The sequence below is a fragment of the Microcoleus sp. PH2017_12_PCY_D_A genome (assembly GCF_020738565.1).
In the GTDB taxonomy this organism is placed as follows: Bacteria; Cyanobacteriota; Cyanobacteriia; order Cyanobacteriales; family Microcoleaceae; genus Microcoleus.
In genome coordinates, this window is record NZ_JAEQCI010000018.1 from 51,312 (window position 1) to 63,669 (window position 12,358).

Genomic DNA, 12,358 nt, shown 5'->3' on the forward strand with positions numbered 1-12,358 from the left:
TAAAATATTTTTTATAATAATAGCTACAGCTCTGTTAGTTCGCTGGGTTACATTGGAAGTAATAATTATTTATAAACTCTATAGACATAGAGATGCTAGCTTGCGAACCCAAATATTAGAATTTAGTTTTAGCTGTTTATTTATACTACTATGTATATTTTATTTGCCAAATCTTTATTTACCGAAAGAAGACTGGCTACCTAGCCTATCGCCATCTGCACAATCAGAAATTTCCAAGATTTTTGAAATCCTTCCCAAAGGATTATTTGTATATTCGTGTTCCAAAGAAATGACTGTAGGTATAGCTGAAAATTGTACGGCCCGTATTGCCAATGATAAATATTTATCAAATTTTAGAAAGGCTATAAATAAGGGACTAAATTTCCAAAATATTGAAGAGATTAAACTTCAATATGTCAGTTCTAGAATGAGTGTGACGTTAACAGGTGAAAGTTTTGCTATAAAACTAAAAGGAAATGGAGAAGAGCAAGTAATAGAAGATAAATCTTTCAGTAGCTGGCAATGGGATGTAACCCCAAGAGAAGCAGGAATGCAAAAACTGGATTTTGTTGTCTCTGTTATACTTGATGTTCCGGGCTACGAAAAATTGCCACCCAAGCGTTTTGAAGCAAACACAATTCAAGTTAGTGTTAAAGTAAATCCATCTTTTTCTATAAAAAATTTTATAGAAAAAGAATGGAAATACTTGACAGCAATAATAGTTGTTGTGCTAGTATATTTTACAGTAATTGGGTTTATCACTAAAAAAAGAGATGCAATTATGGTTAACAAAGGGGATACATACAACGGAGATACATACAATATTAGCGGTCAGGCTGCGGGCGTTGGTAAATATGCTAGCTCTCATAAAAATACTTTTGTACAATCTGAGCAAAAGGTGACTCTTGCCGAAGCTGCTGCCGAAATCCAAAAACTCCTCAAGCAGTTGGAGATAGACAATCCCACTGCTACCAAAGATGAAAAAATTGCTTATGTCAACGATGCAACAAATCCAAATATTAAAAAACGGGCAATCGCAGCCTTAAAAGCAGGTGGGGAAACCGCGATAGAAGAGTTTTTAGCCAACCCCTATGTCAACGTTGGTAAAGCTATAATTAAAGGCTGGATTCAAGCGGAATAGGTTACTCTTTAATGAGACCTAACAAGTTCAAAGCTCGAATCCGGAATAATTATACCGCTGGCATTTCCCGATAGTCGGGTATCGGTTGAGAGACTTTTGGTTTGAGTAAGGTCGATCGCTCACGATCGCGAAATCGCCCCCGATCGCACTTTTTGCAGTTCCGGCAATTTGAAAGGCAAAACAATATCTGCTTGAGGAATTCCCGCCGCCATCAACTCGTAAGCAACTCCATCTTCCGTACCGTCGTGTTCGATCCACAGCTTATTGTCGATAATTTCAATGTGGATCAGATTTCCGTAAATGCGATGACCGTTTTGCCAACCTGTTTCGACTAACAAATAGCGATCGCGCTTTTCCTCTAATACTAATTTGACTTCAGCTAGGTCGTCATTACCGAGAAAATCGATATATTCTTGGAGGATTTTTTCAACTGTGTCGCGATATTGAAGGTTTAATGAATCCATTGCGCGATCGCCTCCTCTGTAGGATCGAAGGTAACTAAACGAATGATATCATCAGTAGCTTGCGGGTTCTTGGCTCTTGTCGGTCGCCCTTACACAAAAACTCCCTCAGGGCGATCGCCACAAATATTTACAAAAATAGTTGATATTTTAGAACAGTTGTGTTATAGTAGCTTAGATGCGGGAGTATAGCTCAGTTGGTTAGAGCAGGTGACTCTTAATCTCAAGGTCGAAGGTTCAAGTCCTTCTACTCCCATCCTCCAACCACACAGTACAATGCCACTACCAGCAAGCTGTGGTGATATCGTCAATCTTAAAAAATTGGAAAGAATATTTGTGTCATTGAGCTTGTACAATAATTTTCATGAACATCCAGCAATTTGTTAACAATTCCCTCGGACAATGGCGATCGCAGCGCAGCGCCCATCACTTGACATTCCGACACTTTGAAGCGATCGAGTCAGTCATTGATATCGTTGCACTCTCACCCGATGATGCTGCCGTAATCGACCTCTGCAAATCCTACAACATCGACCCAGCCCAAGCAGTAAACCCCTTTCACATGGCATGGGAAGGCCAGTCAGATTGGGATGAAAACGCTGAAATGAAAGGCAGTTGTATCCTCGTACCAATCCCAGATCCCACAGTCCCCAATCGCGGTAAATTACTGCGAGACCAAGGATATGCCGAAACCATTCCCGCCGCCGCAGACTATCACATCACAGACGATGGCACCTTTGTCCTCCTGACAAGCTACGATAACGCCGCCGCCGAAGAAAAAATTTGGTTTGCCAATCCCAACCTGCGCTTTCGTGTTTCCCTGATCAAAACCAGCAAAGGAAGTGGAGTTGTCACTGCATCATTTTCTTCAGAAATTCGATCGCTCTCTGCGAAATAATACCAATCATCAAAAATCATGCAACATTATTTGTAGGGTGCGGATCCACAAACAATCCCTAATTTTAATCGACAATATCGCGGCGACGCACCTTACCTAAACAGTCGTTCAAACAAGCCGAACACTGATTTTATAGCAACACTTTGGATGTATAAAAAATAAATAACAGCTTATGAATTCAGTAAAAACCAATGATTTAATCACTCTCGCTCAGTGGATGGCAGGGGATTTCAGCAACTACAAACAATCCTTTGAAAAGCCCCAACAATTTGCCCACATTCATATCTTCTTCCGGCCCTTACCCTGGGAATTTTTCAATGCCATTGGATTTTACTCCGAACAGGTTTACGACCACGATCTGTGGACTCCCTACCGTCAAGGAGTCCACAAATTAATAGACCAAGGAGAACAAATTTATATTGAAAATTATAGTCTCAACGATCCAGTACAGTACGCCGGAGCAGCACGGGAATTAAGCATTCTCAAGACAATTAAACCAGATTGCATTCAACGGCGCTACAATTGCTCTATGGTTTTCAAACGAGAAGGAGAAATGTTTCGCGGTAGTGTAGAGCCAGGAAACCAGTGTCTCATCGAAAAAAAAGGTTGTTCAACCTACCTCATCAGCGACGTAGAAATTACCGAAACAACCTGGAGCAGTCTCGATCGCGGTATGGACGTAAACACTCACCAACAGATTTGGGGCTCGGATAATGGCTCTTTGTGGTTTGAAAAGCGCCAAAGTTTTGCCGGAGAGCTACCGCCTCTCTAAATTTTACCGCCGACGAATTTCCTGGCGAGCGCAGCACATACTACAACCACACTTATTGTCCTAAAAAACTCCTGTGTAAAAAAAACACTCCTGTAGTACGTGAAACAGCAACTTTGCAGCCAATGTTACATTATGTAAAGTTTTCTAATATAACATCCAATTATGGTAAATTTTCACATAACACAATAGTGGAGATTTTTTAAATGGTTTTTGGACCTGCATCTCGACTTGGAGTCAGTTTATTTGAAGAAACACCCTGTTTAGAACTGATTCCAGGACGTTCACAAGAAGAAGTAGAAACCATTATTCGTGCCGTCTACCGGCAAGTTTTGGGTAATGCTTACGTCATGGAAAGCGAACGGGCAACAATTCCTGAATCGCAATTCAAAAGCGGTGCATTGAGTGTACGCGAATTTGTCCGCGCTCTGGCAAAATCCGATGCTTACCGTTCTCGCTTTTTCGATACTTGTCCTCGCTATCGGTTTCTTGAACTCAATTTCAAACATCTTCTCGGTCGCACTCCCGATGGCCTAGAAGAAATGAGAGCCCACAGCACAATTTTAGATACCCAAGGCTACGAGGCAGATATTGATTCTTACCTCGACAGCGATGAATACCAAAACGCCTACGGCGAAAATATCGTTCCCTACTACCGAGGCTACAAAACCCAACCAGGACAAAACATGGTTGGGTTTACTCATATGTTTGCTCTCTTGCGCGGTGCTTCCAGCAGCGATTTCAAAGGAAGTCTGTCTGGAAAATCCCCTGTTTTGAACAAATACGTGATTCAAGAAACCCCTGTAGCAATCATTCCTCCTTCCGGCGGTTCAGTTGGGGATGGTTGGTCATTTCCCGATAGACAGCGCGGTGCTAAAAGTGTTTACAACGTGGGTTCGGGTGACGAGGGTAAGGTGTTCCGTATCGAAGTCACTGGCTATCGCACCTCTGCTAAAAATCGGGTTCAAAAAATTCGGCAGAGCAACCAAGTTTATGTAGTGCCGTTTTCCCGACTTTCCCAAGAATATCAACGCATCCACAAACAAGGCGGCGTGATTGCCAGCATCACTGCTGTCAACTAGAAACCGTTTAAACTTCTAGCTTCACGACTTGGGGAATCACCTCCCTGAGCGTGTTGGTCTGCAATCGTTAATTCCCAGTTTTGAAACGTTATTTAATCTTAGGAGAAACTCAATGAGCGTGGTTTTAGATGCGCCAGTAGAACTTTGGTCTGCTAGCAGTTCGGATGATACACAGGCCGTAATTCGGGCAGTTTACAAGCAAGTGTTGGGGAATCCCCACGTGATGGAAAGCGAACGCCTGACTGTGGCAGAATCGCAGTTGTGCGATGGTGCGATAACGGTACGGGAATTTGTCCGCGCTGTCGCAAAATCTGACTTCTATCGCAGTCGGTATTTTGAATCCTGCGCGCCCTACCGCTTTGTCGAGCTAAACTTTAAACATTTGTTAGGTCGCGCTCCCTTAGACCAAGCAGAACTTTCCGAGCATATTCGCACCTGTATCGAAAAAGGCTACGATGCAGAAATTGACTCGTACCTCGACAGTCAAGAGTATCAGGACAAATTTGGCGAAAATACAGTCCCTTATTATCAAGGGGCAAAAAGTCAACTCGGACAAAAGCAAGTTGGCTACAATCGCACCCTTTCCCTGTATCAAGGTTATGCAGGAGTTGACAGTGCTTTTACCGCTTCTCGCTTAGTTGACTTCGTAGCTGGTAATAGTGGTAACAAAATTACTTTACCAAGCACAGGCGGTCGCATTAGTGCTGCCAAAGATGCCACTGAAAAAATGTTCAAGATTTCAGTCAAGGGAGCTAAATTTGATAGCCCTCGCCGAGTGAGCAACACTGAATATCTTGTCTCTGGTGCGAAGATGACTCCGCAAATTCAGCGCATCCATCGCGCTGGCGGAAAAATTGTCAGTATCACCGAAGTTGCTTGAGCCATAGAGGGATGACGCGAGCCTGAGTTGGGGATAACCAGAAACTTTCTTGGGTTCCCCTTCATGAGCTGAGCTAGATTCTTCTATCGTTTTTTTAGATTGAGGTTTCGTATCTTAATATTGTCTGTAGAGCGAGTTTCTTATTCGCTCTTTTTTTTGTTAAAAAAAGCCAAAAACTTGATTTATGGAAGAATGCCTTACTTATAGGAGTTTGAATGGGCAATTACCAACCAGTGATATCAATTCCGTCAGCATCGTCCTGTATTCATCTCTCTCTTCTCGGACTCTGCGTCAAGAGCGTTCTAGAAGAGTTAAATCATTCCGATACAACCGGAATTGATATGATGCTTTATCAAGGGAAAGAAAGTTTGCATACACCTTATCATGAACTGCGACAATATTGGTTAAAATATGGAAGTTTTCAGACTCGATTTGATGAGAGAGTTTAAAGAAACGAGGTTCACGGTCAAAAAAAGATTTCGGTGCTAAGATAATTTTGGTAAGTTGCACAAAGTTAACCTGTTGTTTAAAGTAAGGAAAAGTCCTGCTCTGTTGCGGTTATGGATATTCACGAAATCGAAGCGTCTCTAGAAAATTCTGATTTTCAATATCGACTGAAGGCGATCGCAGCTCTGAAAGATTATACACCAGAGATTGCCGTTCCCTTGCTAAAAGCTCGACTCAACGACCCAGAATTTTTAGTCCGTACCTTTGTCAGCAGGGGATTTGGACAACAGCAAACCGCCGAATCTTTCGCCGCCTTGCTGCAAATCATGAAACTTGATAACACTCCCAATGTGCGCGCCGAAGCGGCAAATTCCCTGTCGCTCTTCGGTAGGTGCGCTGCGTCTCATTTAGTGCTGACTTTTGTTCAAGACGATCACTGGCTGGTGCGCCGCAGCATTCTGGGGGCGCTGGTGGATATGCAGTGCTACAACGAACTGTTTGAGGTGTGCGTGGAAGCCTTGGCTGGGGAAGATATGACCACCCAGGAAGCGGCTGTGGACGCGCTCGGTGCTTTAGCCGGAAGCAGTCAGGAAGCAGCGGCACTTGCTCGGTTGTTGGGGCTGGCTGGTTCTGAATATGAAGGGATTCGCCAGCACGCTGCATCTGCTTTGAAGCATTTTGATGCTCCTGAAGCGAAGCAGGCGTTGAGTCAACTGCGGCAAGACTCCCACCATCGAGTGGTTGGTGCGGCTTTGGAAAATTTGCTGGAGAACAGTTAAGAATAAGAATATTTTATTTAGTCCTCACCTGGTTGGGCAATATTAGGAAAGTCAGCTCGCACCTTTTCCCTGACATTAGCAATCAGATTAGGAGCTTGCTCTGGGAGTAATCTCGCTACTCCTAACATTTATAAAAAGTGTTGCTACAAAATAGTGTGGGTTTTTTTTCCTGTGCTTTGTTTGTCAGGGAGGAATCTGTGGGATTATCGATGTTTGTGCAAGGATTTTTCTTTCTTAGACGCACCCTACAGCTAGTATTGTATCGCCTTGGGAATTAATTGTTTGGCTCTTTGACTTAATTTTGCATAGCTATGAGAATTGTACTGAGGTAATTGGAGATAATCAAAGTTCTCGAAGAGAATTATGAGAAGCTTTATTAAGATTTGTTACATTTGAGAGAATCAAAGATGAGAGTGTGGTAAAAACTCTTCATTAGATCGAGTGCGATCGCGCCTGTGGTTTCATAACGAAATATTACTTTGTTACCCATAAAAGAGACTAGGCCTGGGGCGATCGCCTATTATCCTGTGTTCAGGGAGAGATTGAAGGAGCTAAATTATAATCTATGTTTAAGCCATTTCAGCAATTTCTAGAAAAAGAACTGTTTGAGAACTTTGCACTAGAGAGCCGTCCCATTCCCTCTGGATTGGAATCTGTGGTGAGTGAAAGAGGTAAAAATCCTGCCACAATTCAAAGCTGGTGCTATCAATGCCCAGAATTGCGAAAAATACGCTATACCTACATCGATGCTGGGGAAACGGCGCAAATTTTCAACAGTGTGATTTATCCAAACCACAATTACGATGTGCCGTTGCTAGGGATTGATTTTTTAGCGTTTGGACAAAAGAAAATCTTGGTGGTGATAGATTTTCAGCCGTTATTTCGCGATCGCCCTTACATAGATAAGTATATCGAACCGTTGACCGAAATTCGAGGTAAATACAGCTCGTTGGTACAAGACTTAGAAATGAAGTTTTACGATGCCAACCAGTATTTTTCCAAGAATTTGCTCTTTGCCAAAACCGACGCCGAAACAGTAGTGAACCAATTGTTTCCCGCCTATCAAGAATACGTCCAGTTGTACTGGAAAATGCTACAGCAAGCTACTCCCCTCACCACTCCCGAAGAAATTCAGCGGATCGTGAAAGCACAGAAAGAATACGATCAGTACAGTGCAGAAAGAGACCCCGCATCCGGGCTGTTCGGCAGCTATTTTGGTCATGAATGGTCAGAGCGCTTTTTGTACGATTTTTTGTTTGAAGATGCTGTTCCCTTAGCGGTTCCCGCAGGAGCAAAATAAATCTAAAATGACTCTCTATCAGCCTTTTTTAGATTGGGCCATCCCACTGCTAAGGGAGCGACTTGACTTAGCTCCCTATCCGATTCCGGCAGGTTTTGAAAGAAAAGAATGTATCACTGGGAAAGGAAAAAAAGAGCAGTTGGTTGTCACTACCAGCTATGCTTTTCAATCCCCAAAACTGCGGCAAATTCGGGCGGCTCACGTTGAGGGAGGCGATGCTCTTCAGGTTCTGAATTTTGTGATTTTCCCCCAAATTAATTATGATTTGCCTTTTTTTGGGGCGGATTTGGTGACTTTGCCGGGGGGACATTTGATTGCTTTGGATATGCAGCCGCTTTTCCACGATGCGGCTTATCAGAAGCAATACTCGGAGCCGATTTTACCGATTTTTAACAAGTATCAAAAAGATTTGCCCTGGGGGGGAGATTTTCCTGAAGAGGCAAAACCTTTCTTTTCTCCTGCTTTTCTGTGGACTCGTCCTAAGGAAACTGAGGCTGTGCAAACTCTTGTGTTTGATGCTTTTAAGGATTATTTACAAGCTTATCTCGATTTGGTCGATCGCGCGCAACCAGTCACCGACAGTCAAAAATTAGCCGAGATTCTTCAGGCTCAACGCAATTATATCAACTACCGTGCTGCGAAAGATCCTGCTAGGGGAATGTTTCTGCGCTTCTATGGTGAGGAGTGGACTGAGGAGTATATTCACGGTTTTCTGTTCGATTTGGAACGCAATTTATAGGAAAATTAAACTTTGTTTGTAGTGAGGACTTTAGTCCTCTGAAGCAAGCGGACTTAAGTCCGCACTACAAACGGTTTGTAGTGAGGACTTTAGTCCTCTGAAGCAAGCGGACTTAAGTCCGCACTACAAACGGAATTTGCGGACTTAAGTCCGCACTACAAACGATATCTAGCTTGCAAGACTTTGAGCTGTATTATTCCGAGTATAACAGTTCCAAGTACCTAACTCCTTGGAACTGCGACTGCAAAGCATGGCTCTCGTTTGGGCGCTCAATCCTTGTACCAAGCTGAAATCAGCACCGGCAATACTTTGCAACTGATCTAAATTGGCTCCAGTCAAATCAGCAGCCCGTAAATCTGCGCCTTGCAATTCAGCTCCAATTAACATCGCATTCCGCAAATAAGCACCAGTCAAAAAAGCATTCTGAAGATTAGCGCCGCTTAAAGCTGCTCCTTCTAAATTTGCTCCCGTTAAATCGGCTCCGCTGAGATAAGCACCTCGCAGATTGCAATAACTCAAATCCGCTCCTCGGAGATTGGCGGCATTCAAAAAAGCTCCGCTCAGACTAGCTTTCGGGCCAAGAGCTTCGGATTTTTGGTAATTAAATCCTTCTGGCCAAACCGTATTGCTATCATATAAAGCTAATTTGAATTTAGCTGCTTCTAAGTTGGCATCGACTAGATTGCAACCTTGTAAATCAGCTCGAAAAAAATAACTTTCTTGTAAAGAAGCTCCGCTTAAATTGGCGTCTCGGAGATTGGCGCGCCGGAAATCGACTCTCTGGAGATTTGCACCTTGGAAATTTGTTTTGCTGAGTCTTGCCCCAATCAAGTTGGCTCCGCTCAAATCAATCCCGGATAAATCCATTTGGCTGAGGTTGATTCCCTGGAGGTTGGTTTGAGCTAAGCTTTTAGTTGCCTCGATAGCTTGTAAGACTTCTGTGAGAGTCAGGGGCTCTGAGAGGAAAAATGAGTGTTGACGAAGTGCCATTATATTTTTTGAAGATTTATTGATGGAATTGCTCAAAGTTGTCCGGTGTCATTTATCCTAGGATTTGATTGAATAGCGATCGCCAGAAAGTTAATTTTCTTAACCAAAATCCGATCCGATTTCCCTTCCATCCCCCCAGACAAGGGGACTTGCTTGATTCCTCTCGCTAAGTAGACACAGAAATGCTGCTAACACCACCGATGACTATGATGGATTTCTTTCGCAAGAGTGAGGGCGTTTGGTTCACTCAGCGAACAGTCCATAATTTTGATACTGCTGCTGCTGATGAGTCGGGAGAATCCAATGTCACGATCGATGTCTTGTCAATTGATGATCCCAGAGTTTTAGAGGTTTGTCAACAGCAAAATGTAGATCCCGCTTTAGTTAGTGGGGGATGCAGTTTTATGTGGCAAGATAATTTGGATGATGCCATCCCCAACCAAAATTATGCTGCAATTCTGATCGATGTGCCGAATCCCAATAACCCGAAGATGGGTAAGTTTCTGAGAAATCGAGGCTACGTTGAAGGTATTCCGGTGATTGGTATTTACAATTTTGCTGATGATGGGGTATTGACTATTGAGACGGAATATGAGACAAATCAAGGACAGGAACGCTGTTGGTTTATTAACGATCATTTTCGAGTGCGGGTGATGACTGTTCAAATGAGCAATGGGGTTAAGCAAATGGCATACTGTTCTGAGCGTCGTTGTATTTCTCCATCTGTTTTAGAAGAGTTGTTGGAACACAATCGCTTGAGAGTTTCTGAGGCTGCTGCGGTGTCGCGTTAAAGTCTCTGGAAAAAATGCTTTTTGATTGGTCAAATTCAACTATTGTCAATATTTTTTTAGGGCGGGCAGGATGCCCACCCCACAAGCAACTGGGCGGGCAGGATGCCCACCCCACAATAAAATTAATTGGTTGTGGAACTGGCATCTTGCCAGTTCGATGCCCACCCCACAAGCCACTGGGCGGGCAGGATGCCCACCCCACAAGCAACTAACTGGGCGGGCAAGATGCCCGCCCCACAATAAAATTAATTGGTTGTGGAACTGGCATCTTGCCAGTTCCTAAGAATCCTGTATGATGTGAGTTTAACTGAACTCGATCGCCTAAAATTTTCCAACTGTTATTAAACTATCAAAACTATGTCTGAAAACGAAGAATTGACAACATCCGCTCGCGATGAATCGACGGAAAATTTAACAGAAGATTCAACACAGATAGAGGCTGAAGAATTGGTGGAAGTTATTGCCGAATTTGAGCGGTATCGGGAACGTTTGGTGAATGAGACGATGGCTGCGGCACAAAAGGCTAAGCTGCCACAGAAAGCAGCGATGGCTAAAATTGAGCCGGAACTTGCTAAAATTGATGCTGGACTAGACAGTCTCCGCACTCAATTGGCGGCTATAACTACAAATAATTAGGTGGCAATGATGGTCAATTCTAATACTCAATCTCAGGATGCTTCAATTGTGTTGGCTCATGCCGAAACAGATGCTTTACTTCAAAAAGTTACTGAACAAATAGATTTAGATACTTTTGATGTTAATGATGCCGATCTTTTGAGGAGTCTGGTTGAATGTTTGGGCGATACGCGGGGGATGACTCGACTGCGTTGTGCGGAAACTCTGGCGGAAATTGGTGAAGCGGCGACTCCTTTTTTGTTGGATGCTTTGGCGAATCATGTTAATCCGGTTGTGCGGCGTGCTGCTGGTAAAACTCTGACTTTGATTGGCGATCCGACGGCGGTTCCTAATTTAATTCATGCTTTGTTAAATGATGAGGATACGGTGGTTAAGGGTTCGTCTATTGGGGCGCTGGCGAGGATTGGGGAACCGTCTGTGCAGGCTTTGTTGGATATTTTAGCATCTACCGATTTGCCGGAAAGTACGATCGGTCATGCGGCTTGGGCGTTGGCGTTTATTGGGGCGGGTGCGAAGGAGTATTTGTATCGGGCGATCGCGTCTGATTCGCCTGTGGTGCGCGGGGCGGTGGTAGGGGCGATCGCCAAAGTCGCCCAGGAAGAGCCCAAAGCGGACTTATTCGAGATTTTGGTTAAGTCTCTAACGGATGTTGATGTTGACGTGCGCTGCGAGGCGGCTGCTGCTTTGGGAAATCTCGCCTATAAGCCTGCAATCCCCAACCTGATTGAGTTGCTGCATCATGGCGATGGCGAAAGTCGCAGGGCGGCGGCGTTGTCTTTGATGAAAGTGGGCGATCGAAGTGCGATCGAGCCGCTACAAACGGCATTAGCCCAGGAATCGGAACCGGCTGTGCAAGGAGTAATTAAGTTAGCAATTTCTCAAATTAAGTAACTAAAAAAATGACGGAATTTGGAACAGGGCGGATGTTGCTTTCCCACAATTTTGATATGCAAGAGGGTATCTTTCCAACCTTAAGTAGAGAAGATTTGACTCTGGTATTTGCTGAGGGTTTAAGTCAATATCCTGGGATTAAGTGCCGTCAATTAAATCATCCGCATTGGATGGTAGAAGTTTTATTTTCTACTAATGATTTTGCGCCACCTCAAGTTGGGGAGTTTTGCGCTGAAGCTTTGGTAAATAAGCGGATGAGTCAAGGAAAAGTTGATGGTGCTTTTCCCGATATTTTGATTTTAGCGGGTTTGAAGAAAACTCCGCCATTGAGTAGCGATGCTGAAGCCTTGCAACCCGGACAATGGGGGGTTGATGTGGTGGAAACTCCGTCAGCGGAGAGTTTCTTGATGGCGATGGGGTGGGAGGAGAAAACATCCGGGAAAAGTATTGAGGATGTTTTTAAGGTTGAAAGGAGAAAAGCTTAAAAGTTTAAAAAGTTGCTTGGAAGGTAAAAAGTAAGTCCCAAAGCGCTGATTTTGACCTTCACCAGACCA

Annotated in this window: 15 protein-coding genes and 1 tRNA gene; 14 read left to right on the plus strand and 2 right to left on the minus strand. The window is 43.8% G+C overall.

Features of this window, described 5'->3' with window-relative positions:
* Positions 1 to 52: 52 nt before the first annotated feature.
* Entirely contained in the window at positions 53 to 1,141 is a 1,089-nt protein-coding gene (locus JGK39_RS04105; protein WP_293308380.1) for a hypothetical protein, read from the plus strand.
* Between the two features lie 119 nt (positions 1,142 to 1,260).
* Here the strand turns inward: JGK39_RS04105 and JGK39_RS04110 are convergent, their stop codons facing one another.
* Positions 1,261 to 1,605 carry a XisI protein gene (locus JGK39_RS04110; protein ID WP_293260525.1) on the minus strand — a complete coding sequence of 115 codons (345 nt, stop codon included), beginning with the start codon at positions 1,603 to 1,605 and terminating at the stop codon, positions 1,261 to 1,263.
* A gap of 42 nt (positions 1,606 to 1,647) precedes the next feature.
* On the opposite strand from JGK39_RS04110, the gene JGK39_RS04115 reads away from it, so the two are divergent.
* From JGK39_RS04115 to JGK39_RS04155, 9 genes are all read left to right on the plus strand, one after another.
* A complete protein-coding gene (locus JGK39_RS04115) occupies positions 1,648 to 1,794 on the plus strand; it encodes a hypothetical protein (protein ID WP_293260522.1) in 147 nt (48 codons plus the stop codon).
* Positions 1,785 to 1,858, plus strand: a tRNA-Lys gene (locus JGK39_RS04120). Before JGK39_RS04115 ends, JGK39_RS04120 begins: the two co-directional genes overlap by 10 nt.
* Before the next feature lie 108 nt (positions 1,859 to 1,966).
* Positions 1,967 to 2,500: a phycobiliprotein lyase gene (locus JGK39_RS04125; RefSeq protein WP_293257277.1), complete on the plus strand. Its 534-nt coding sequence runs from the start codon at positions 1,967 to 1,969 to the stop codon at positions 2,498 to 2,500.
* A 172-nt stretch (positions 2,501 to 2,672) separates the two neighbouring features.
* A complete protein-coding gene (locus JGK39_RS04130; protein WP_293257280.1) occupies positions 2,673 to 3,272 on the plus strand; it encodes a chromophore lyase CpcT/CpeT in 600 nt (199 codons plus the stop codon).
* Positions 3,273 to 3,475: 203 nt separating this feature from the next.
* Positions 3,476 to 4,351, plus strand: coding sequence for a phycobilisome linker polypeptide (locus JGK39_RS04135; protein WP_293225294.1), 876 nt, complete (start codon positions 3,476 to 3,478; stop codon positions 4,349 to 4,351).
* Positions 4,352 to 4,463: 112 nt separating this feature from the next.
* Positions 4,464 to 5,231, plus strand: a complete 768-nt coding sequence (locus tag JGK39_RS04140; protein ID WP_293257283.1) for a phycobilisome rod-core linker polypeptide — start codon at positions 4,464 to 4,466, stop codon at positions 5,229 to 5,231.
* A 560-nt stretch (positions 5,232 to 5,791) separates the two neighbouring features.
* On the plus strand, positions 5,792 to 6,457 hold the full coding sequence (locus JGK39_RS04145) for a HEAT repeat domain-containing protein (RefSeq protein ID WP_293257286.1): 666 nt from the start codon (positions 5,792 to 5,794) through the stop codon (positions 6,455 to 6,457).
* Between the two features lie 565 nt (positions 6,458 to 7,022).
* The gene (locus tag JGK39_RS04150) at positions 7,023 to 7,757 is read left to right on the plus strand and encodes a 15,16-dihydrobiliverdin:ferredoxin oxidoreductase (protein ID WP_293257289.1); all 735 of its coding nucleotides are present in this window, start codon (positions 7,023 to 7,025) and stop codon (positions 7,755 to 7,757) included.
* A gap of 7 nt (positions 7,758 to 7,764) precedes the next feature.
* Complete coding sequence (locus JGK39_RS04155; RefSeq protein WP_293257294.1) at positions 7,765 to 8,496, plus strand: phycoerythrobilin:ferredoxin oxidoreductase; 732 nt, start codon at positions 7,765 to 7,767, stop codon at positions 8,494 to 8,496.
* Positions 8,497 to 8,664: 168 nt separating this feature from the next.
* Here the strand turns inward: JGK39_RS04155 and JGK39_RS04160 are convergent, their stop codons facing one another.
* Positions 8,665 to 9,486 carry a pentapeptide repeat-containing protein gene (locus tag JGK39_RS04160; RefSeq protein ID WP_293257297.1) on the minus strand — a complete coding sequence of 274 codons (822 nt, stop codon included), beginning with the start codon at positions 9,484 to 9,486 and terminating at the stop codon, positions 8,665 to 8,667.
* A 182-nt stretch (positions 9,487 to 9,668) separates the two neighbouring features.
* Here JGK39_RS04160 and JGK39_RS04165 point away from each other — a divergent pair, with 182 nt between their 5' ends.
* From JGK39_RS04165 to JGK39_RS04180, 4 genes are all read left to right on the plus strand, one after another.
* Positions 9,669 to 10,277 (plus strand): phycobiliprotein lyase, encoded by a 609-nt coding sequence (locus JGK39_RS04165; RefSeq protein WP_293257300.1) that lies wholly within the window; start codon positions 9,669 to 9,671, stop codon positions 10,275 to 10,277.
* Positions 10,278 to 10,634: 357 nt separating this feature from the next.
* Complete coding sequence (locus tag JGK39_RS04170) at positions 10,635 to 10,913, plus strand: hypothetical protein (protein ID WP_293257303.1); 279 nt, start codon at positions 10,635 to 10,637, stop codon at positions 10,911 to 10,913.
* Positions 10,914 to 10,919: 6 nt separating this feature from the next.
* Positions 10,920 to 11,804 carry a HEAT repeat domain-containing protein gene (locus JGK39_RS04175; protein WP_293257306.1) on the plus strand — a complete coding sequence of 295 codons (885 nt, stop codon included), beginning with the start codon at positions 10,920 to 10,922 and terminating at the stop codon, positions 11,802 to 11,804.
* 8 nt (positions 11,805 to 11,812) lie between these two features.
* The gene (locus JGK39_RS04180) at positions 11,813 to 12,289 is read left to right on the plus strand and encodes a DUF2656 domain-containing protein (protein ID WP_293257309.1); all 477 of its coding nucleotides are present in this window, start codon (positions 11,813 to 11,815) and stop codon (positions 12,287 to 12,289) included.
* Positions 12,290 to 12,358 lie beyond the last annotated feature (69 nt).

Bases quoted from the DNA above. Each gene is read 5' to 3' on its own strand.
- JGK39_RS04110 (WP_293260525.1), bottom strand. From the start codon at position 1,605: ATGGATTCATTAAACCTTCAATATCGCGACACAGTTGAAAAAATCCTC.
- JGK39_RS04115 (WP_293260522.1), top strand. From the start codon at position 1,648: ATGATATCATCAGTAGCTTGCGGGTTCTTGGCTCTTGTCGGTCGCCCT.
- JGK39_RS04125 (WP_293257277.1), top strand. From the start codon at position 1,967: ATGAACATCCAGCAATTTGTTAACAATTCCCTCGGACAATGGCGATCG.
- JGK39_RS04130 (WP_293257280.1), top strand. From the start codon at position 2,673: ATGAATTCAGTAAAAACCAATGATTTAATCACTCTCGCTCAGTGGATG.
- JGK39_RS04135 (WP_293225294.1), top strand. From the start codon at position 3,476: ATGGTTTTTGGACCTGCATCTCGACTTGGAGTCAGTTTATTTGAAGAA.
- JGK39_RS04140 (WP_293257283.1), top strand. From the start codon at position 4,464: ATGAGCGTGGTTTTAGATGCGCCAGTAGAACTTTGGTCTGCTAGCAGT.
- JGK39_RS04145 (WP_293257286.1), top strand. From the start codon at position 5,792: ATGGATATTCACGAAATCGAAGCGTCTCTAGAAAATTCTGATTTTCAA.
- JGK39_RS04150 (WP_293257289.1), top strand. From the start codon at position 7,023: ATGTTTAAGCCATTTCAGCAATTTCTAGAAAAAGAACTGTTTGAGAAC.
- JGK39_RS04155 (WP_293257294.1), top strand. From the start codon at position 7,765: ATGACTCTCTATCAGCCTTTTTTAGATTGGGCCATCCCACTGCTAAGG.
- JGK39_RS04160 (WP_293257297.1), bottom strand. From the start codon at position 9,486: ATGGCACTTCGTCAACACTCATTTTTCCTCTCAGAGCCCCTGACTCTC.
- JGK39_RS04165 (WP_293257300.1), top strand. From the start codon at position 9,669: ATGCTGCTAACACCACCGATGACTATGATGGATTTCTTTCGCAAGAGT.
- JGK39_RS04170 (WP_293257303.1), top strand. From the start codon at position 10,635: ATGTCTGAAAACGAAGAATTGACAACATCCGCTCGCGATGAATCGACG.
- JGK39_RS04175 (WP_293257306.1), top strand. From the start codon at position 10,920: ATGATGGTCAATTCTAATACTCAATCTCAGGATGCTTCAATTGTGTTG.
- JGK39_RS04180 (WP_293257309.1), top strand. From the start codon at position 11,813: ATGACGGAATTTGGAACAGGGCGGATGTTGCTTTCCCACAATTTTGAT.